This is a genomic window from Halovenus aranensis, from assembly GCF_900100385.1.
In the GTDB taxonomy this organism is placed as follows: Archaea; Halobacteriota; Halobacteria; order Halobacteriales; family Haloarculaceae; genus Halovenus; species Halovenus aranensis.
The window spans coordinates 1-21,934 of record NZ_FNFC01000021.1; the positions used below are offsets into that span (position 1 = coordinate 1).

Annotated in this window: 12 protein-coding genes and 1 pseudogene; 6 read left to right on the top strand and 7 right to left on the bottom strand. The window is 45.5% G+C overall.

What is annotated here, in order from left to right:
* Positions 1–1,560: hypothetical protein (locus BLR34_RS17160; RefSeq protein WP_092704659.1), on the top strand; the 1,560-nt coding region annotated here is incomplete at its 5' end.
* Between the two features lie 256 nt (positions 1,561–1,816).
* Here the strand turns inward: BLR34_RS17160 and BLR34_RS15465 are convergent.
* On the bottom strand, positions 1,817–2,482 hold the full coding sequence (locus BLR34_RS15465; protein WP_092704661.1) for a hypothetical protein: 666 nt from the start codon (positions 2,480–2,482) through the stop codon (positions 1,817–1,819).
* Positions 2,483–2,484: 2 nt separating this feature from the next.
* Positions 2,485–4,548: a hypothetical protein gene (locus BLR34_RS16705; protein ID WP_143414185.1), complete on the bottom strand. Its 2,064-nt coding sequence runs from the start codon at positions 4,546–4,548 to the stop codon at positions 2,485–2,487.
* A 376-nt stretch (positions 4,549–4,924) separates the two neighbouring features.
* Between BLR34_RS16705 and BLR34_RS15475 the strand changes: the two genes are divergently transcribed.
* The 3 genes from BLR34_RS15475 to BLR34_RS15485 all read left to right on the top strand — a co-directional run bounded on the left by BLR34_RS15475 (position 4,925) and on the right by BLR34_RS15485 (position 14,142).
* On the top strand, positions 4,925–5,749 hold the full coding sequence (locus BLR34_RS15475) for an IS5 family transposase (protein WP_092704665.1): 825 nt from the start codon (positions 4,925–4,927) through the stop codon (positions 5,747–5,749).
* 190 nt (positions 5,750–5,939) lie between these two features.
* Positions 5,940–9,101: an MFS transporter gene (locus BLR34_RS15480; RefSeq protein WP_092704667.1), complete on the top strand. Its 3,162-nt coding sequence runs from the start codon at positions 5,940–5,942 to the stop codon at positions 9,099–9,101.
* 13 nt (positions 9,102–9,114) lie between these two features.
* Positions 9,115–14,142, top strand: coding sequence for a PKD domain-containing protein (locus BLR34_RS15485; protein WP_092704669.1), 5,028 nt, complete (start codon positions 9,115–9,117; stop codon positions 14,140–14,142).
* 189 nt (positions 14,143–14,331) lie between these two features.
* Here BLR34_RS15485 and BLR34_RS15490 read toward each other — a convergent pair whose 3' ends face one another.
* The gene (locus BLR34_RS15490) at positions 14,332–15,045 is read right to left on the bottom strand and encodes a restriction endonuclease (protein WP_092704671.1); all 714 of its coding nucleotides are present in this window, start codon (positions 15,043–15,045) and stop codon (positions 14,332–14,334) included.
* 137 nt (positions 15,046–15,182) lie between these two features.
* On the bottom strand, positions 15,183–15,356 hold the full coding sequence (locus BLR34_RS15495) for a hypothetical protein (RefSeq protein WP_245683245.1): 174 nt from the start codon (positions 15,354–15,356) through the stop codon (positions 15,183–15,185).
* Positions 15,357–15,444: 88 nt separating this feature from the next.
* On the opposite strand from BLR34_RS15495, the gene BLR34_RS15500 reads away from it, so the two are divergent.
* Complete coding sequence (locus BLR34_RS15500; RefSeq protein WP_092704673.1) at positions 15,445–16,278, top strand: IS5 family transposase; 834 nt, start codon at positions 15,445–15,447, stop codon at positions 16,276–16,278.
* 798 nt (positions 16,279–17,076) lie between these two features.
* On the opposite strand, the gene BLR34_RS15505 is transcribed toward BLR34_RS15500, so the two are convergent.
* From BLR34_RS15505 to BLR34_RS15515, 3 genes are all read right to left on the bottom strand, one after another.
* A complete protein-coding gene (locus BLR34_RS15505) occupies positions 17,077–17,496 on the bottom strand; it encodes a hypothetical protein (protein WP_092704675.1) in 420 nt (139 codons plus the stop codon).
* Positions 17,497–17,677: 181 nt separating this feature from the next.
* Positions 17,678–19,078, bottom strand: coding sequence for a HEPN domain-containing protein (locus BLR34_RS15510; RefSeq protein ID WP_143414186.1), 1,401 nt, complete (start codon positions 19,076–19,078; stop codon positions 17,678–17,680).
* 227 nt (positions 19,079–19,305) lie between these two features.
* The gene (locus BLR34_RS15515; protein ID WP_176765352.1) at positions 19,306–21,426 is read right to left on the bottom strand and encodes a transposase; all 2,121 of its coding nucleotides are present in this window, start codon (positions 21,424–21,426) and stop codon (positions 19,306–19,308) included.
* Between the two features lie 260 nt (positions 21,427–21,686).
* Between BLR34_RS15515 and BLR34_RS15520 the strand changes: the two are divergent.
* A pseudogene (locus BLR34_RS15520) lies at positions 21,687–21,934 on the top strand (hypothetical protein); the annotation flags it as partial.

The following is a 21,934-nucleotide window of genomic DNA, read 5'->3' on the forward strand; positions in this document are numbered from 1 at the left end:
ATGGGGGTCGCCCAAATCGATCGCAACCAACTGGAAGCTGAGTTTGCGATCGTCAAAGACGCTCGGGAACTTCACTTAGAACACGGCGGTTGGCTTACCGATAATACCGAAGACTTTTCTGACGAGTTAGTGAACCTCCACGAGGGCGACCATCGATTCGAGATCATGGGTTCAGAACCCAATCCAGGAATCGATGTTAACTTCGAGTGTTCGTTCCGAGACTCGATGATCGAACGAGATATTCAGAAACAACAAAAAGAGCTTACTGAGGAATTAGCCCAAACATTCAGTGCTGCTCTCTCCAACGAGGAATTAGTCCCAGAGAAGTCAAGCACAGCAAAGATTCCAGCAAAGGAATACGACTGGGAACAAGTGGTGAAAGATGAGTTGGAAAGGCTCATTGACGGGTCGGAGTTCGAAGGTACGGGCGAACTGCTCGGTGCATTACTTGACGAAGCAGAGCGAGATGGCGACGCTGACCCGTTCGCGATCCCGCAGTCAGAGGTTGAGACAGGCTCGGAAGTCATCGCCAAATTGTTTGAAGCGTATCTCCAACCGCTGGGCGAAACCGTCGCCGACCTCCAAGTGAACCTCCAGAAATTGAAGCATCCCGACAATGTGGGCACAATCGATCGGTTGAAGCGATTGAAAGGGATTGCCGAAGGTCCAGGAGCAGTCGCTGGCGGTGTGGAAGTGCCACGGCCGGATCCTGGTATTACAGATAAAGACGAAATGACGGGGCGCGACATTGCAGGCCTCGGAAATCAGTACGACACCGAATTAGAGAGCAGTACTTCCGGTGATGAAGGAGCAAACCCCTATCGCAAACAACGCAACGTGTCGCCCGAAGACCTTGCCGAGGATGCTGAACACGTTGGCGACACGGATGTCTGGGAGAATAACAAGGACAAGATACTTGACGATTTCGCAGTCGCTGTCGGGAACTTGGATGACGAGCGTGTGCCGTTGAACGAACCTGAGCCAACGTCACACGGTGAGGAGGTTTCGCGATTCTACGAAGGAATGTGCTTCCATGCGGTGTACCTCTCTCCGGAATTTGATCACGATGCTGGCGTAGGCGGTGCGCGATTCGAGGAGGTGTTTGAGGCACTGCCACTGAATAATAAGAGCCAGAGCCGCGATCTGTATTCAGCGGAGACGTATGATTCCGGTCATCCCCACGAGTTTACGATGGTGTTGTTTATCGGTGGTAACATCTTGGACAATCTCGCGCCGGTGACAAAAATGGATGGCTACAAGGACACGTTCGATACCCGCTACAACGAACAGGAGGTCCCGGGTGCATTCCAGACGATTGGCCTTGGAGCACAGTGGGACAAGTGGGACGCACTCGGGCAGTGGGCAGCGACGGAAGCCACTGACCAAGAGATTGAGGACGCGTACGGCGCTTACGTTTACCGCGACGAGATTCGTCCGATGGACGAGGACTTTGTCTCCGAAATCATGCAAAGTGATGCTAACGAAGACGCGACTACGGCTGACGTACTCCTTGACATGTACGACATTGACCTCTACGAAAGTACTGTCGGGTCGCGCTAAAGGAGCCGATTTGCCAAGGTGAAATACAGCGAAAGCCTTCGGTCTGATCTAATCTTGCACAATTTCATTTAAAAAGTACTTGGACCGTTTCGACATTACCTTTGGCGTAGGAAATCAAATCCCAACCAATCCAAACAACATTGAGGTGAGGTGTGGACCAGCTAACAGGATGCCCACAGGGTATAAATAGGAGTTTTCTAAAACCCACCTTCAGATCAGGTATAGCGGTTTTGAATCCGCGGGTCACAATCAACAGCTATCGATCACGTCGAAACCACTGAAAAATCAAATCCCTCAGGGTCGGATCGTGTTTTGTCTCCGATTCCATCATCTCTTGTGTCTCCTGATTAGCGCCGGCTAGAAGCGTAGTGCTGTCCTCCTGTTCCCGAGACCAATACAATACATCATAAGCAATATTCTCAATCATGTTGATGGCGACAACTGTATTTTCGATCCTCACAGATTCAGAGGTGTAATTGTGCCTGAGTAACCTTCCAGCAGTTTGCAGATCAGACACTCCCACAGTTACGGGCCGATTTTGTTCTTGTAGCTGTTCCAGAAATTCAGTGGTATTATTTTCAAGCGAGCGTTCGCCAGCGACGATGCGGAGAAATTCGCCCTCTTCTGTATCTTTTCTCAGTGTCCACCCCGGACGTTCTGCAAACTCTTCATGAATCGCTGTCCAGAACTCATCAAGAGGGTTAGATTGTGGTTCGATCTGCACAACACCGTAGAATGCCTCGGGCGCGGTGCGTCGGACTGGAAGAAATCCGCGTACTTCACCATGTGTTGCATCAACTACAAAGCGTACGCCCGACTGGACGTCTTGTTTTACACGTTCTCGTTCTTTCTCATCAACCTGATCAGTGTTTCGAACAAGACACTGACCACTTGTAGCAGCATAAATCCGTCTTACTATCATGCTTATGAATCAGATTGCGTTATCGTCCCATAAAGTTTAGAATATGAATTTGACACAATCTCTGACCCTGCAAACTGAGTCATTGCTGTATTTTTCCCTTCTATCCGGTTGAGTATCTCATCAGAGCCTTCCAGTAGATCACCGCGGTGTTCGGCTCGGGCATTATCATTCGGTTCAGATTGTCCCTTCCTTTTTTTATCTGTACGTATCCGGAGCTCTCCTTCCGGACTGCGTTCTTTGATATCAAACCATACTGGAAAAATTGAATCTTCACGGGTGTTCGTCAGTACGTTTTCAAAATCTTGTTCATCCCATAACGTTTTGATATACATCTCTTTTATCCAGTGCGCAAAAAGACAGTATTGAACGGAGTTCATTTGCCTCTTTCTGAAAGAGGTACTAACTGACCCAATATTTTCTTCAAGCTCATCAATGATTTTCGATTCAGTCCCGTTTTCCTCTATTTCTGTCGCTGAAGCCACGGCTTCATCAAAGTCCTTTGCAACAAGATCAGCCATCGTGAATATCCACGTAAATTTCCGCCCTGCCGCTCCTTTCTCCTGTAACTTATCAATAAACCCCTCCAGTTGTTCTGTATAGATCTGCGGGTTTGTTCTGTTGGCCATGTGAGAATAGGTTGTGTCTTTATCAACTGGAATGAGATACTCCACGGACTCAAAATTGGGTTCGGGACAAGGTCTGTCAAGATCGTCGAATCTTAGTTCACCATCTTGTCGATTGATATTAACTGTTTCGCTGCCAGTGAATTCATCCAATAAATCTGCTTCCCAAGCATTTTTATCCCTGAGTATATCCAAATTGTTAGGTAATGTTAGATCGAACTGGTCATTTCCACTTTTCTCAATCTTAAAATAAGGATAATATCCCCTAATATTCTCGCGTTCAATCACTCTATTAAGGAAGTCATCAATCGGAAGTGTCAAAATAAGATGGTCCGCAGTATCGGCTAACTTTGCTACTGTTTCTATTTCTGGGTGGTCCTTGTCTGCCCATCGAGGGTCGATATTTCCCTGTTCTTCAATGGCCCTATTCCAATAATCGATGGCACCAAATCTGTGAAGTAAACGCTCCACAACTGTGCGTTCATTCCTTATTCCTTCTAACGTATTAATAAATCCTAGATTTTCCGTTTCAGTCCCCCTATCAAATAATATTTCTCCCCGGTAGTCAAATCCACTGACTGTTGTTTTTTTTCGGAAAAATTGATGTCCTGACACATACTCTATCTCGATATATTCCGTTCCTTCTTCATCCGTTCGATCTGGTAGTTTACCGTTCCTAAGATTTCTTGCGATCTTTTTTAGCCGGTTAGATGATGTGCTTTCGATATATCGAGTGGAGTCAAACAGACTATAGCCTGAATCTGAAGAGCTTGATTCGGTTTTAGAGTATTCTATGTCATTATACAAACCAGCAAGCACTGCGGTCTTACCTGCTCGCGCTGGACCAAGAAGTAGAACTCGCACACTTCGTCTATATTCAGCGGTTTCATAGAAACAGAAAATGAGAGTTCCACCGGCAAGCACATTTATTGCTAGATCATTATTCTCTGAGAGTTGTAGAAAGTCCCCAGAAAATAGATGGAAATCAAGAAGACCGAGAACAACGGCGACAGCCACCGAGACAAATATTATGTATGGGCTTTGGGGGATACTACGTGGGGGCGGCCCCATCAAATGATTTTGCTTTCCTCTTGGTGGTCTTATCCAGCTAATAAATGGTACTTGTCCAATTACAGAGACACTGAATATGAGTGCCGCAACAAAGACTATCAGATAATCTGCACGTAGGACGGGTCCAGGTTGAAGTACATTTGTCGTTTTGACTAGTGTGAGAATCACTGTACTCAGGAACACTAAGGGGACAAAAAATAGTGATTTTTTATAAGTATCTAATAGCCAAAGAGTAGACAATCCGATCCACATACCTATCAAAAATATAAATATTTGATAGGGGTTTCCACCAAATATGCGTGTTAGTTGATGATATACAACAAACATGAATCCGCCAGCCTGCCAATTGATTACCCAGATATTCGCAGTCATATACCAAGTAGTTATGACAAGTGAAACTAGTAGAACGATGAGTCGCAGATATTCCGTATAATTACTGTCTGATACCCTAGTCACCATGCAAACTGAGTCCTTTCCGACTCCAATAAAATTGTCGATGGACGTAACAAAGAAATCGTAACGCTCTTTTGTAGAGGATTGTTGGTGAGTTGGAGCAGTAGCTGGAAGTCCCCTGTTAGAGTGACTGCTCGAATATGTGTAGAAAATTCATTAACGGCGCTGATCAGACGAGTGAAACAATCTGTCGGCATATAATCAAGAGATGAGATTCAATTGCCGTGTTGAATAGCGATCTAATCGTCTGATATCACGGGTTAGAAGGGTGAAATCGAGGAATTCGACTCTATCCATGGAGATCGACCTCCTCGACTTCGTTGAGAAGTGTCGCGACCTAGCCAAACAAGCGTTGGGGAAGCACGCGGGCGAGCCCGCCAGCGGCGGGTTCGCCCGCTGGAAGCACGTCGTTTTACACTGTTTTCGGCTTGAAGACGGCCACAGCTACCGTGAAACGCCGAATCGGCTGAAGTACATGACCGAGATTTGTGACGCACTTGGCCTAGATCCGGACGATTTACCGGACTTCACCACGCTCTACAAATCGTTCGACCGGCTGGAAATGTGGGTTTGGCGGGCGTTGCTGCGCGTTTCAGCGCATCAACACCCGCAGTCTGGCCACGCTGCACTCGACAGCACGTTCTTCGACCGCCGCTCAGCATCGTCGTACTACCGCCAGCGGTCGGGAAGTACCGTTCAGACGCTGAAAGTGACGACACTAACTGATAGAGAGTCTCTTGCCGTCCTTGACGTACATATCTCGGCTCGGTGGAAACATGATACCAAGACCGGGCCGCAGGTCGTCCGCCGGAACGCGGACGACCTGCTGTCCGTTGCCGCCGACAAAGCCTTCCACAACTGGATCACGAAATACGAGTTCTACGCGCTCGGTGTCGAACCACTCATCTTACAGCGTGGATCGAGACCGTTGACGCTAGGGCATAACGCGCTCATCCGGGCAAAAGGCTACTCTCAGCGCTGGATGGCCGAACCCTCGTATTCGACAAGGAAGCGCTCGCTCGGCGATGCCGTGCGAGCGCTCGGCTGGTATCGACAGTTCCGTGAAATCGTCCTCATGTTCGCCATCTCCAACATAGAACCGCTCTGTGAGCCACTCTGATCGTGACACAGCATCTATTCAACACGGCAGATTCAATTAAAGTCTAATGACAAAGGGGCTTCCGGATGGTTCCTTGTTCACTAAAAAGTAGAATCTTCGTTAACCCCAGCCCATTATCACGATTGATTAACATTTCTATTTTGATAATTTCCATCGGATTTAAGTATTAGTCGCAACACAGAAAAGTTTGATGAGCAATCTCATTAGGAAGCCTAAGATTGGGATAAAGTGGTATCTTATTGGAATGAGTATATCAGCAATTATTTTGGCGCATATGATTGTAGTAACCTGGAATCAAATTTTTCCCGTAGTGAGAGATCTTGGACCCACAGGTACAGAAGGTGAGCTTGCCCGTCAAGGTATCCTGTCATTTCTAATTGGACTCTACGTGATTTGGCTCGGGCTCTATACAATGGATGTCAAGAAACGGCGTCAGGGAGTACTCTTAGGCGTAATATCACTATTGCTGAGCGTTGTCATATATGTATTCCGGGATACTACCCCTCTCAATTTCCACGCTAGTAATGGGGTTGCGTTGATTGCTGGATTAGTACTCGGCTATTTCTTTTCAGATGTTTTTGGAGGCTCTCATGATCTGGATATAAAACAGACTTTTCAAAAGAGCAGGGAATCTACAAATGGCGGCATAATTCCGCGGCTTGTCGTAGTTGATGAGGATGGGGAGTTAGTGAGGTTTCCGGTCGCAACCTATGGTTTGATTGTACTGGCAACTATAACAGTTGGTTCTCTTACTGTGATTAGCATCTTAGCGAGGGAGCATCTAACAGCTTCCGAGATTGGCTTGTCGGCGGCTTATGTATTTGGTGCCATTGCATTCATGGGTTGTTTATTTAATTTCATACGGTTCAATTTCGGAGAGTACGGTTCATCAACACAATTTGCTGTTATCGGACCCAAAGGATCTGGAAAAACCTATTTCGCCTTAGGTTCTTGGCTTTATATCTGTGATCGTGATAACGAAGACTACGAATTTGTTGGGTACGGCAATAACGACGACATGATGAGTACGATAGTCGATAATTACAGAAGGAATGTACGACATCGGAGAGACATCAAGAGGGACAGAGACATAGATAAAGAGGTTGCTTTCGATTGGTTCCTCGGCTCGACAGAGATTGCCGCCGAAGACGACTCAGAAGAGTTGCAGTACGGAGAAGTTTCATTTGATTTTAACCATAAGAAAAAATTCGGTCAACCAACAATATCAGTCGACACAGTAGATCATCCTGGCGAAATTCTGAAGGACACTTCAAAAGAATTTGGAAATCCTGTGTCGACTGATGGAGGAAATCCGGAAGGAAGTGAGCAGGAAGGGTTTTCGCCGGAAGATGAGATTGACGAAACGAAGGGGATGACAGAAGTGTGTCACGAGGAACTAACAGAGATACTATCTGATATAACAGAAGGACACGACCGTTATCGTATTTACAACCAACTAAGGGATATCGATGCGATACTGTATGAAGACGAACCATCGGATTTGGAAGATGATACGTCTCTCAAAGAATTTAAAGAAATTATAGATGAAATAGAACGGACTGATGATGTTGATAGTGAATCTATCCGGGAATCGCTACAGCTTAGAGTAATGGAAGAGATGACAAAAATTCGTGACGACCATCAAATTGATTGGCGAAGAGATATTGATCAGTTGGTGGAAGAACTTCAACCAGAATTAAAAGACAATCCGGAGGGAATGTCGGAGATAATTTCCGTAATAAGAAATCCTGAATCGCAGACAGACGACTATCAGGAGGTGCAAGAGTTGGTTATCGGCATCTCAAATGACAATATTTTGGATGAAGAATATAAAGATGCGCTTATAAACGTATTTGAAGAAAAAATATATGAGTGTGTTGAAGATTATGGGGTACTAAGAAGAGAATTCATAGATATAGCTGAAGATCTAGTTGATGATAACGGTCACGACGTCTGGGAACACACTTTGGAGATTCTACAAGAGATCGAGGAAAAAGATATTGGCGAAGAATTGAGTGGTTATGAGAGTGAAATTGCGAATCAGATGCGAAAAGCACTGTATTTAGCAAAATTAATAAAAGAAGTAGGTAGCGAAGAAGGCCAGTATGAGCGTATTATCGAGGGCCTGAGGAATATTATTGTTGATGTGATTATAAGCCGCGGAAAAGAAAATATAAAAGGAGTTATTGATGAAAGAGAGGTCGCTAGCCTCCTCCATCTTTACTCGGCCCACGCGCTGGCTACATTAGATGATTCTCCAAATGGTTTGGAGGAACTGGTACATAGTCGCCCACGTAATCCCGGTTTAAAAAGACTGTATGATGAAGAATACCTCACTCAGAGCCAAAAGAACAACATTATAGCCGAGTATGGTGAGTTCTTGGAATCAGAAGTGCCAGAAGACTGGGTGGAAAAAATAGCTAAGTCTGGGATCAAAAGACAGATCAAGCAAATGGATAAAGAGGACGAAAGAGAGAGAGAATTAGAAAAGTTAACCCAGATAGATCCAAGAAAACTTGATGCTTCAGAATATGAGTTTTTGCCTGCCTTACTTCTACTTTCAAGAAAGAAAGACATTGAGATTCACGAGCTCAAAGAAGAGCTTGAAAAAGAATTATTAAAAACAGACGAGGAAATGGAGGCAGCTGAAGCTGAAAAACCAGATAATCAAGAGGCAGTTAGTCTAGATGAAAAAGAAAGTAGTAACGAGTCATCTCAGGAGGGAATAGCAAAAGATCCCCGTGACAAAGCAGTCCATGATTTGAAGACCACAATAGATACGGCAGATAAGCTCGTTATTTTGCTTGATTCAGAGCGAGCTGTTGGGTACTCCCCAACTACTGTAGAGGGGCCGGCAGACGAGTGGATGGAGGTCGACAATCTACGTGTTATAGCAGAAAATGCAGATGTTGAGGAAATTATTCTGGTAGCTACCAAAGCGGATTATTATATTGAAGAATTCGAGAATTATATGCGTGATGAGAAGGGTGTTAAAAATCCTGAACCGGCGGGAGAAGATTACGATAGATTCAGGGATTTCGTCACTAGACGTATTGAGAATTGTGCGCACTCGCTAATGGCTCCAAATGCAGCCGATGTAAGTACAATTTATCCGGTTTGGTTCGAAACCGCGATCGATAAGGAATGTGTTGTTGCAAAGGACCCGAGGAAGTTAGACAGCGATGCTGGCGGAGAACCCAAGAAAGGAAGTCATGGCGCTGAAGACGAACGAATAATGAAGCCTAGAACCGACAGCGAAGATGGCCGTCCCATGAGATACCCCAAGGCGGACGAGTACGGCCAACTGATTCCAGTGCGATATGGAGAAGTAATCAAGAAATTAGTTGACTAATGGGTCTCAACAAATGAGTGAGCTAAAAATATACGATTCGAAAAATCAACAGGTCTATCCACACCAGGAGGTCCCTCCTGAAGCACCTGAAGACATACGGGGACTAATTGATAACGAGATTCCGTTTTATATTGATTTAGCAACTAAACGTATAGTCGCATTTGTTCGCGCAGAGGCGCCAGGAATGTCGCGTAGTGGTCACTTTCATCTAGAATTCAAGGGTGACAGTAGGAGAGATCTATTGGATGACTTGATAAACAAATTAGAATCGCTGGAGGAGAAACAAGACGAAAATGGGGAATGGAATTTTCATAACAGATCAGATAAGAGAAGATTACCGTGGATACTGAAGACAAAACAAAATAATACACTATTAGACATTGGCATTGATAGACGAACGCAATATGCTATCAATGAATTGTTTAACGAAAACGAAACGCTTGATTTTGCTGTAAGCAATTACCAAGCCGCTGCTGTTGCAGTTTCTTATTGCATCCAGCAGACAAACAGTAGTGCGTCAATAGTTGTTGCACCGTTTGGGCGGACTCCTGTAATCAACAGCGTTGACGTGGTATTCAAACCCGATCAAGATGAGAAAAACTTTGAGCCATTAGATTCTCGGACAAATAAAAAATTATCAAGCAAATGGGGGAAGGTTCTCGAGAGTGTTGAGGATTGGTGTGAGAAAGAGGCTATTGCAGCAGTTCAAGACATCGTCGAGACTGAGAACCTTACTGCTTGGGAAACGTATCTCGAATTAGAGGATGTAAAAAAGAATATCGGAAATTCTTCAGAGTCATCAGAGGGGGAGATCAGGACATCAGCAGCAAAGAAAGTATTGGACGTTGCTGAAGCCTTAGCATCTGGACAAGCTTCCTCCAGCGAGTTGCCGATCTCGGAGTTGAAAGAGCAGGACAGAAAGAGCCTGTTAGGAAAGATTGAAGAAAGTGTTCAAGAAGAATTGGAGGGGCTCGAAAACGACATGCGTTCGCGTGTCGAGCGTGAGGTAGAAACAGAGTTAGAGAAATTATCCGAGTTAGATCGGAAACTCCGGTATGAAGTTTACACAGCCATTGAAAAGATACTCAACGCCGAAAGTCCTGCTGAGAGAGAGAACATTTCATTCCCCGATAGAGAGAATATAAATCCCGAGATATTCAGGCAATTGCCAAACAACGGTGCCTTGAGTGATAAGGAAAAAGAGAATCTATCCAATGCTAAATTATCAGAAGTGAGTAAATTCAAACGTGAGATTGAGAATTTAGAGGAGCAGCACTTTGATGACAGATTTGAGAGAGGTCTTTTGCGATCATTAAACGAACAAGTGGGAGAATCCACCAATCCAGGACTTTTGCTTGATGAGGTTGAAAAACAATTTGCCGTCCAAGAGGAAGAGACATACAGTGATATAGATATTGATAAAAAGTTGGTAGAGGATTTCAGGGCACTAAACAAGGACATTGAGAACTCTCCGCTTCTATCGGAACAAAAGAAGGAAGATCTCATTGAGGGATTTAGAGAGGATATTGACGAGGTGAAAAGTCAAGAGAAAGACGAGTTTGAGCGAGTTAAAAGGGAATCGCTCAAAGAGATAGTTAATAAGATATCGGAAAAGACAGAGGACTTAGAAACAAGAGTTCAGTACCTCGAACAGGCGAAAAAGCAGTGTTCACAGAATCCTTCGAAAACTGAAGAAAGCCATTTGTTTGGGAACTTTATCAACGAAATACGAGAGATCAATAGCAGTAAATTACTCACCAATGAAGAAAAACGCAGGCTAAGAATAGGAATAAGAGATTCAATAGAGAAGGAATTAGATCAAGTTAAGACCCATTTGAAAGAGCAGGAGAAAAATGAACTCGAAGAGGAATTTGACGATATTCTTGAATCAATTGATGAGAGACGGGATCGACACGAACAATACGAAATCATTAACCAAATAGATTTCATACTGACAGAACAAGAGAAGAGTCAAAAGCAGCAAACTGAAGCAGCTCAAGCGGTCCAGCATCTCCTCAGCGAACTTCGAACGGATAGATATGTAAAAAAGAGTGAATTAATTCCGATATTCAAAAAGAAGATTCAGGATAAAAAAGATGAAATCAAGGAAGGGGTTAAACGAGAGTATAATTTCAGGTTTGAATCATTACTGGGAAATCTAGAAGAGGAAATAAAAGAAAAGCCGAAAGTAGTAACTGAAGAAATCGAAAGGATAATTGGTCGTCCAATTGGTGGGGGTAATGATCACAGCAAGCTAAGGGATCTTATTAAACAGATAAGTACTGATAATATATTGACACGACATGATCGCCAAGCATTGAAAAAGAATTATAAAAAGAAGGTTCAGGATAAGAGAGAGAGCGTTGAGGACAAGATAGTTAAAAAAGAGAAGCAAAAGTTGGAAAATCTCACTGAAGAAGTCTCTAATAAGAACCTACGTGAAGACAGCGGTGATGTCGTTTTACGATTGAACAAAGCTATTAATATCTGTCAATCAAAGCCAGAAGATCGTTCAGGGGAGCTACAGGCGCCTCTTGATGATTTTTGTGATAGTATTCTGAGGTTGACTAACTCTGTACCAGAAAAATCTGATGAAGTAATAAATGAGATAGTGATAGAATTGCAAAATAAGAAGAAAAATTTAGTTGACGAGATAGTAGACTCATCTGGATTACAGGCTCAGACAAAATTCGATATAGAATCCAAACCACTAGATGAACGAGAGGTTTTGTTAGAAAACTCAAAGAAACATGTAAAAGGGGATGCAGAACGGGAAGTTCATACGGAAATCAAGGAGCAGATCGAACAAGCAAAAAAGCTTCGGGAAGAAAAAGCCCTAAACAGATCTCAATTTGAGAATATCAAGTCAGGTATCGTATCGGATATAGATACCCTGATTGAGGCCACAAAAGAAGAACGTTCCGATACTCTAAAAGAAGAAATTAAAGAGTGTTTGGGGAGTATAGAAAAAAACGGAAAATATTCTTTAGATGCTAAGGTTTTCCTATTTTGTAACTATTTTTATATCCTAAGTGACTCCGACGATCAGCCAAAATTAACGGAGAAATTGCCTGATGAATATATGGAATCGTTGTACTCTGAATTCAGCCAAGGAAATATAAAGGAATTTGATGACAAAGTCTGGGAGTTACAGGATCTAAGAGGAGAGGTCAGCTCGGTTGATAGATCGTTGAATGATTTGGTTAAGGATATCGAAGATGACTTGCATGACCTAAGAAACTCATACAGTGAAGAGTTACAAAGAGATATATCGGACCAACTGGAAGAACATCTTAATGTTGAAGACATTTCTAACACACCGTCAAAATACCATAAATCTGAGTTACGAGAAGATATAAAATACCTGAAAGGATTAAATGAAGAAATTGAAGCCTTTTTTGCAAGCGACAGAAGCATTGAGTCAGATAGGTTTCGTAGAAGTTCGAAAATCCCCAATCAAATAATAGAGGTATTAAAGAAGTCCGTATTGCTTGGGAATAAGCAGAAAGAAGAGTTCCATAATGATATTGAAGAACTTATTAAAGAAGAAATTGAGAGCCGGTGTGAGGAGATTGCCTCAATTTCTAATGAAGAAGTTCAAGAAGAATTAGAAAACATTCAGGAACTAGACGAAAGCTCACCTGAGGATAAGCGAGATAAAATAAGCAAATATAGAAGATTAAATAATGATATTGGTAGTGTTGGTGTTTCTCTGGGTACAGACATCATTGCAGACACTCAGCATGATTTCGAGTATCCTGTGGTGAGTGATGGAGACTATAAATCAAAAATAGAGTCTGAGATTAGTCGGATAAGGAATGATCTTAGAGAGCAGTATGAGCAAATAATATTAGATAAAATCAATTCAGCAGCTGATCAAGTCAAGCATGAGATCGAGGGATTTCGGCTCATGTATTCTTATATTGATAAAGAGGGCGCGGTGGAAATTGGGGAACAGAATCAGTTTTCAGAGGCAGCTTCTAAATTTGACGAACTCGCGGATTTGAATAACAAGGATATAATCAATAATGAACAGTACGAAACTGCAAGGCAGAACCTTCTTAATTCCCTTAGACAAGAACAACCGGGGGTTGCGGATCCAAGCAGTCAATCCTCGCTGACAGGGAAGGATACTAAACCAGAGTCCGCCCCAAGTGGACCGACAGCAATTATTCCGGGCTTCGGAAATATAGGAATTATCGGGACAATATTGTCGCTTTCCCTTTTACTCATTCTATTTTTGTTATTTGGCCCTTTTGCCGGTTCGACAGGTTCATCGGCCGGAACAGGAATTAACGATATCTCTATTACCACGGACTCTTCTGGAACGATTTACCTCAGTGGAAAGGCCGAGGTCGACAACATCGATATCGAAATCAGGCAACAGGATACGGTAGAACAAAGTGTAACAATACCGGTAGAATCAGGAAGTTTCGAGGGGGAGTTATCAGATCTACCCTCCGAGAGGTACACTCTCGTAGCGATGGGAGGGGACTCAGAATTGACTTTCCCATTGACAATTAATGCCCAGGGATTTACCTACAACCCTGCTGTACCCGAACCAGGACAATCCATAACATTCAATGCTAGCGGAAATCTGGCAGATAGCAACACATTGAGGTGGAACATGGGAGATGACACAATGCTGGAAGGCGGTAGTATACAACATAGTTATGACACACCGGGGGAATACAGTGTTGAACTCTCAGTAATCAATGAGGGCAACATTACAGCCACCACTCATCAGACAGTAGTTGTTCTACCAACACTGTCCGCCGATTTTGAGACGAGGTCTCAATCGCCCGTTGTGGGTGAAGAAATAGAATTTGATGCTGGATCATCTAAAACTCGAATTGGGGGCCTCAGCTATCAGTGGGACCTTGGCGATAATACAACAGAGACCGGTGAGGTCATACAGCATAGTTATGATTCTCTTGACGAATATACTATTCAACTCACTGTGATCGATGAAGCCGGAAATCGCGATACTACTGAAATTCAACTGGATGTCGGTGCTAATACGAATTCGTCGTCCTCATAGCACAATCTTAGAGAGTGACCTAGGTAAAGGGCGACTGAATACAAACGGAATGTGGCAGGTCTGAACCTATCTGGGGATTATTTGAGTTTACACTTCATATGCATAATGTACTTCATTTCGGCCGAGGTAGACTTTCTTAATTCCGACCGTTTGGATCTTCTATGAAAGTAACGCCGTTGTTTCTACCGCTCACTCAAGACGTAAGTTCATACACGCCTCACACAAGTCCTCCATGGCGACTAAGGGTCCTCCATTTAAACCAGCGGATACTACCTGCTGAGTTTCATCATGGAAGATTTCTTGCGTAGTCTGCCCATATACATTATTCTTTTTATATTTTTTTGACCATCCGCAACATGGTGATTCTCGAAGATGCCATTTTTTACCGGGCTTACGTCCAAGACGTAATGGGCTGAGATTTGATTTGTTTAGTAGTTCTAAGAGTTCCGCTCCATCAATCAACTCTATTCCATTAGCCTCTGCAAACTGACGTGCCCCTTGGGTGAATCCGGACTTCCCATCAACACAACCCGAACTAGTTACCAAAATTGACTCATCAAAGACACCTATATTTGACTGCCTATGACCTCCATTTTGGACCCCATATAAATCGCGAACTTTCGGTTCACGGACCTTCTTTTTCCAGTTTTTTGCCTGAATCGCAATCGTGGGTGGATTCGAAAATGGAATACGATTTGTTCCTTTTGCAATCACATCTACTCCGCCATCACGTTTACCTTGTTGCAAGCTTGTTTTGTATCCCATATCATTCCACAAGATAGATATTAGCTCTTCAAATGCCCGCCAATTGCGGCTTGTCAGATGTTCTTTTTCCCAGTTAGGATGATCATACAGACATTCATCTAAAAGATTGTTCAAAAACCTCCGTAACTCCGATCTCATAGATGGTATGTGATGATGATTCCAGATAGATTTTTCTTCATTAGCAGCACGCGAGAATCCTTGATTAGTTGCACACGCTAATTTTCTGCAACAAGGTCGTGCTGTGAGTCGGTTATCCGTACTGTCAGCAGGCCATTCTAATCTTCCGAGAAACTGATATAATCGCGGTGGAACTCCTCGGTCCGGTACCGCTGTTGGCCCAACGTCATGAACCGGCTGGCACGGATCGGCGGGCGCTTCCGTTCGGAGTCTTCGAGGTGTTGTCGCCGGGCCTTGGTGTTCGCCGCCACCCACGCGTTGTAGGTCGTCATTCCAAAGAGGGGCTCTGGTGAATCACTAGACAGCACTGGAACGAACCGTCAGAACTAGGAGAATGAAGCGGGAAATTACGATTTGGACATGTCGAAGATCTCCCGCTTCACGCAGAGAGTGGTGACGTTAGCAAAAAATGCTGTTGGTGGCCGAGGCGAAGCTGCCGCCCCCGAAGGGGGTGGCGGCTTCGCCGACTACGCCGTCGTGTCCCTGCACTGTCTGCGGGTTTACCTCGAACAATCTTACCGTGAAGCACTAGACTGGCTGAGCGAAATGCCACATATTTTGGCTGAGATAGGGCTTGAACCGGATGAATTGCCTGATCACTCGACGTTAGTCAAGTGGTTTGATAGATTGACGATGGCAGTCTGGCGAGTGCTCCTGCGCCTCTCCGCGCAGGAGCACGAGCCGTCGGGACACGCCGCCATCGATTCGACGTACTTCGACCGCGAAAACGCCAGCAAACACTACTGCCGCCGGACAAATTACCGTGTCCAGACACTCAAAACAACCGCTCTCGTGGACACAGACTCACAAGCTGTACTGGACGTTCACTGTACGACTGAGAAACGCCACGACACGCAGATCGGCTGGCAGGTCGCCCTGCGCAACGCGGGCGACCTGCACAGCCTTGCCGCCGACAAGGGCTATGACTGGCAAGAGTTACGCGAGAAATTACGCGACGAAGGCGTGAGACCACTGATCAAACATCGTGAGTTCCGCCCCATCGATCACGCGCACAATGCGCGGATCGATGCGGCTGACTACGGGCAACGAGCACTCTCCGGAACAGTGTTTTCGACAATCAAACGCACGCTCGGCCACGCCGTGCGTGCCCGAGCGTGGTACCGCGAATTTCGCGAAATTGTCCTGATGTGTTCCGTCTACAACATCAAACGAAGCGTTACCCACCCAAATTAAGCTACGTATGGCGATTCACCAGAGCCTTATCAACAGACTCTCTCACTTTCTCATCATCAGCCTGTAAAAACCACCGAGATCTTCTTGGCTGTCCAAAGCGTCTATACCATAGTAATCCCCTTCCCGAGCCCTTCAGCATCAGATGGGTCGTCGATATTATAGATGGCCAGCAAGCAGCGTCCTATAACTTCTTGAATATCCTTACCAATATATGGCGCACCAGAGGACCCGCCAGAAGCACTCGCTGAATCTATGTCATCAGACGTGTTTCGATATCTGCCTGCTTCTTCATCAATGACCCTTTGATTTGCTTGACGTACTTTTTCCTTGTGTGATTTTTCTATCGCTTCCTACTCTCCGTTGAGCATCAGTCGTTCTTCCAATCCCATGCGAATAACAAACACTTGGAGTATTGTTTAATTTTATCCGAAAGAGTCGAAACTCCTCGGATTTACCGAATAAAAAATCATATGTTCGTCTCATAGGTTGGTATCCTGCTTAAGTCTCAGTGTCTGACTGACCTTCTTACCCGCACAAGCTCGATATCCTGAGAAGAGGCTTCATCCAGCATCTCCCGCCCATCTTTGGCCGCAGTATTAACAGTCCTCAGTAACTCAAGATGGTTTTTCAAACTGATACAGCGAAAATAAATCGGTCAATTTGCGGTTGTATTTGTTGATTAGAGCTGATACAGCCATATGTGCTATTTCAGATGTTTAATGAGTTATCTTGCCATTTCTAGATTCTTATAATTTGTATGGTGTTATTAGTGGTGCAAGATATCGAGAGAGATATTAATCATGAGTCTTGACGGCGAGAATCAAACCAGTTGTAGCAATCTACAATTGTACTTCTCACTTTTTCCACTTCATCATCATTCTTATCAAGTTGATCTAAGTAACCGAGGTCGTGAACCAACTTACCTCGCTTCTTCACAAGGCTATCAAATGAGTCTCGATACTGTTGATCAATTATTTTCTTCTCATTACATTTGCTGACGTACCATCCAAGGGTTTTGTCACCACATATTTCATCAAAGGCCCTTCTAGGGATTTCGAGATGCTGGATTAACTCGTCTCTCAGAATAGCCTCTGCCGTTGTAGCAGTTAAAAGAAGTGCAATCTCAATCCTACCGTTCTCTAATTCCTCATCAATTCGATCAGGCTCGAAAAGATTGACCTCGGTCATTGCGTCCACTGCTGTAAATTCTTCTCTCATCTTTCTCTTAAATTGAGACTTGGGCCGATAAAAACGGTGTGATACCCGCTGTACCTTTACCACAAGCGCTCTCAACCTATTCCTCTCTGTCGGAACCAGCATCACCGATACAGAGAATCAGTACGGGTTCAAAGAAAGATCGTCACTTCAACTGGTATCCAATCAACATCTCAACGAAAACTCAGTAGTCAGGAATGGTTGGCCACCATATTTCGTCTTCACGATCAGCACGTATGCGTTGTTGGTCAAACTCATTTGCTTCTTTCAAAATATCAATCTGGTTCTCCAGCTCTTTAATCCGATTGGAACGGTCATCGGATGAGAGGGCGAGACCATCCAACATCTCCCTGAAGGCCTGTGTACCGACCTTGTCCCAAAATTCAAAGTAGATATCAAAATACGCATCAAGTAGTGTTTTCGCCGCTACGACATCTATTGGCCGAATCTCTACCTCCGGACCCTCATGCACCATCTTATTACGGAGTTTATAGAGCCCGTCCATTGCGTCCAACAGACGTGGTCTTTCGAACCGAAGTCCTCCTTGCCGTGTCTCAGGATTACCAATCTCTGAGCCACTCACTGACCATAGAATTTGTTGTGCTCGGTTAACGAGCTCTTCGTTACTTAGCTGATTGTTAACGGCTAATACCTCAATCCCACGCCAGAATGCAAAAAACGCGTCATTCGCGTTGGCTGTGCTCGATCCTTTTTGATATGACGTGGTAGCTGCGAACAGCCTCTCTTGAGGTTCGGTGAGTGAGTCGAGCGATGGCAGCTGTGGAAGAGAGTCATAGTCATCCAGTTCTGAGCTGCGACCCTCATGAATTGTCATTGACTCCCGTTTGATTGTCAGCTGAGCACACTCGTTGCGAGTCTCTGCTGCCGAAGTTGAGTAGACCAGCATACCTGCCGGCAACCGCAGTCCTGGGGCAGATTTTTCAGTCGGCTCACCAGCCGTTGTCCATCTCAGTCGTCTCCATCGTAGTAGCAGGTGATTCAGGATTCCGTAGAAATACCGGAGAATAGTTGTGGCACGTTGATACGCGAACGCATTGTCTCTGGCATCAATTTGAAGCTCCCAGTGCTCCCCGTCGTACTCTCGAAACTGATCTACCGCTTCAGTGTCAGAACCTGATGTACGTTGAGTTGCATATGATTTCAACCCGGACTCCAACTTGGCCTGGTCTGCTGGTTGCAACTCGTTACCTAGCACAGCTACGGGCTCGTTTAGCCCATCAGCACACCTCTGTTGGAGCGGGAATATAACCCGATACGTGTGTACATCACGATTGACAATTGACCGGAAAAATTCTGACTTGAAATCATTGTATGCCTCCATCTCCGACTGGTCGGATGTCGCCGCCTGCTCAACTGCATCGCAGAGCAGAGGAATGAATTTCCGTCGGAGCGTCTCTAGCGAATGCCGTTTTGCTTGGGGGTCCACACCATGGCCTTCTGTAATGAGTCGTTCGACATCGTAATCAAACGAAGAATCTTCCTCAACCTGAACGTGTGGATCATGTGGAATAGGAGCATAATGCATCTTAGATAGAACTGGATCTAAATATTCCTTATCGACCATACCGATACAAGAAAACCGACGCGTAATAGATTTGGTGGATATTCTAATACTTTCAACAGAACTCAACCACTTTTGGAAAATTCCAGGTGGGAGACCGCATATAATTAACAGTGTCCCCTCAATGGTTTTGGTCTTTTAAACTACATATTACAGGATTCGTGCTTTGTATATTGCTAGTAATATCAGATATTATAAATTCAGTTAATAGCACATCAAGTGAAATTATACTATAGATTCTCCTTCACTAAGTCACTCACATCAGACAAGTCCGACACCTCGCCAATACGCACAGACTCAAAATCATGAAGGAGAGACATCATAAACCGGTGTGCTGTCATTTGATACCTCCCTTGACCATCTTTCACCGATTCACCATTCTCGACAGCTTTCCGACTGTTTGCTGCTAACCACATATTGTAGTAGAGCACTGCCAGCCCGAACTGGAAGACGCGCTTGCGCCAGAGATTGGTATTCGACTTGGGGAGGAAATAGTTCTTCATGACGCGATAGCTTGTTTCAATCCCCCATCGGAGTCTATAATCGTTCGTGAGCTGCTTGGCTCCGCCTGGGTAGTCATCTGGGTCGATATTCCCGTAGAACGCCTCCCAGTCACGGTACGGTTTTGGAAGTCCCCCAACAGAAGACGTCGTCTTGTCCCGGAGATCGGAACGTTTCTTCGAATACCGGGCGATCAACCAGTCCTCGTACTCCTGGTGCTTTGGCGTCTTGATTTGATATGGCGCGTGATTGATCGTCTCATCCCGCCAGTTGACCCCATCGACGAGATTCTTGAAGAGCTTCATCCGGCGTGGTGCCTTCATCAGGAAGTTCCGGTTGTTCGAATCAAGAGCATCGCGGACAGCCTCGGAGTAGAACGCGCTGTCCAGATAGACCTGCTCGATATCGAACCGTGTTTCGACGAAATTCAGCAACTGCTGGACAGCGTAGTGCTTGTGCTTTCGGAAGTGAAGTTCCCTGAATCCGATCACGAACGGGAGATCGACATTCACTAGGGAGATCGTCGCGAATTGCCACGACTTCCCGTAGTTGCGGCTGGGCTTCGTCTGCTCGGTCCCCGGCGGATCGTTGTCGATGCTGAAGTATGCCCAGCCAGTGATGTCGATAGCAACTTCCACTGACTCCGGTAAGTGACCCCGCTCTTGGGCGTTCGCGACGAACTGATCAAAGGTAGCATGGAACATCTGGCGCAAGGAGAGTCGACGTTCCTCTCGAAGATGCGTCCAGAGTGTCTGGGCTTGTGGTGAGTCCTGATTCCAGTACCGGGAGATCACGTCGAGATTCTTGTGGGCATCGTTCGCGTGGATGTTGTCTTTCGCCGCGAGTTCGTGTGGCTTGAACAGCTCCCACTTGTCGTACTTCGTCCAGTCACCCGTCCGACCGAGTTGGATACACGAATAGCCGATTTTCTTCACGTCGCGCGTTAGCAGCGTATCCTGGGGTGGAGACATTCCATCTGTCTCGGGCTCTGGCAGTTCCCGGAGCTGCGATGAGAGATCGGTATCACGGAACTCACGGATGACTTCTCGTGTCTGGGTATCAAGATCGAGTGGCCCGATCTCGTCTATGTTATCGCTAATTGTGTAGGCGAGCGTGTTTCGGGAAAGGGAGGCATTGATTGAAAGTTTGTCTCGGAACGAAGGACGGTCAGCTCGATCAGTAACAGTGTGCGAAGCGTTGTCTGTCTGTCGCCAGTACGTGTAGAGACGGAGTGCATCTTCATTTGAGACGTCTTTGGATTGCGTGAGCTCGACATCGGGCTGTGTGGGGAGGAGTGTATCGTACTCGGAGACCGCCCCCACTGCTTCTTCGAGTGATTTGCCGTCTTTGAGTTCTCTTCGAATGACGTTCGAGAGGTCGGGCCTGATGTAGAGCGGGAACTGAACTGGTCCAGGGACGTCGAAATACCCATCGGGAATCTCGTCGACAGTATCGAAGACGATGACGCCAGTCGATTCGTTGATCGTCCACTCGAATTCAGGAACGTAAGGGCCGCTATCGTTGTTGAAGAGTTTGTCAAAGTCGAGTGAGCCAGTATCGTCTGGGTATGCGGTTTCGTCGAAGGGGCTGGTGACCGGCTCGTACGTGTGGGTTTCTCGTTCGACTTCCTCGTAGTCCTGTGGAAACCCGTCGCCGTCAGGGTCGTCGACGCGCTCAAGCGTGACGATCTCGTATTCGATATTTCCCTGCTCGTTGACGGACTCCCCAAGTGGCATTTGAATCGTATCACGCTGGGCAAGTCGCGACCGCCGGCGTCGTGCATCTCGAGACTGGCCCGAGGATCGCTGTTCGAGGTGCCGCTCATGTAGAGAATCGGCTTCATCTGTCATTTTCTCACCTTTAGTTGGAAAAGACAAAGAATTGTGAGCAAGAGAAGATTCATTGTGCATTGTATCGACCCACGGTGCTGTAAATTTCACGACCATATTAGCGGCCAATCTTGGAAAATACGTCCCGGCTGCCGAGATCAAAGACGCAACAGATTTCAGGTACGTGTTTAGCCCCAGACTGATTTCGATAGTCTCTCGTAAGAGCCACCCAATTGGTGCCGTAGATCGATGCAGCAGGCAAATGAATGCACCTTCGAGGGATGGTCTCCAGTCCGGAGACCATCCCGTCTTGCCTGCTCATGACTTCTTCCGACCCTACCAAAGAGGAGATCCTCGCACGCCTTGCTTCGCTTGAGGAAGAGGTCGAACAGCTCCGCGAAGAAAACCAAGAGCTTCGAGAAGAGAACAAACAGTTACGACAGGAGAACAAGCGCCTCAGAGCAAAGCTCAGGTGGTACGAGGGACCGCATACACCACCGAGCAAGGACCAATCCGAGCAAGGGGAGTT

Excerpts from the sequence above, each read along its gene's own strand:
- BLR34_RS15465 (WP_092704661.1), bottom strand. The coding sequence starts at position 2,482 with ATGATAGTAAGACGGATTTATGCTGCTACAAGTGGTCAGTGTCTTGTT.
- BLR34_RS16705 (WP_143414185.1), bottom strand. The coding sequence starts at position 4,548 with ATGACTGCGAATATCTGGGTAATCAATTGGCAGGCTGGCGGATTCATG.
- BLR34_RS15475 (WP_092704665.1), top strand. The coding sequence starts at position 4,925 with ATGGAGATCGACCTCCTCGACTTCGTTGAGAAGTGTCGCGACCTAGCC.
- BLR34_RS15480 (WP_092704667.1), top strand. The coding sequence starts at position 5,940 with ATGAGCAATCTCATTAGGAAGCCTAAGATTGGGATAAAGTGGTATCTT.
- BLR34_RS15485 (WP_092704669.1), top strand. The coding sequence starts at position 9,115 with ATGAGTGAGCTAAAAATATACGATTCGAAAAATCAACAGGTCTATCCA.
- BLR34_RS15490 (WP_092704671.1), bottom strand. The coding sequence starts at position 15,045 with ATGAGATCGGAGTTACGGAGGTTTTTGAACAATCTTTTAGATGAATGT.
- BLR34_RS15495 (WP_245683245.1), bottom strand. The coding sequence starts at position 15,356 with ATGACGACCTACAACGCGTGGGTGGCGGCGAACACCAAGGCCCGGCGA.
- BLR34_RS15500 (WP_092704673.1), top strand. The coding sequence starts at position 15,445 with ATGTCGAAGATCTCCCGCTTCACGCAGAGAGTGGTGACGTTAGCAAAA.
- BLR34_RS15505 (WP_092704675.1), bottom strand. The coding sequence starts at position 17,496 with ATGAGAGAAGAATTTACAGCAGTGGACGCAATGACCGAGGTCAATCTT.
- BLR34_RS15510 (WP_143414186.1), bottom strand. The coding sequence starts at position 19,078 with ATGGTCGATAAGGAATATTTAGATCCAGTTCTATCTAAGATGCATTAT.
- BLR34_RS15515 (WP_176765352.1), bottom strand. The coding sequence starts at position 21,426 with ATGACAGATGAAGCCGATTCTCTACATGAGCGGCACCTCGAACAGCGA.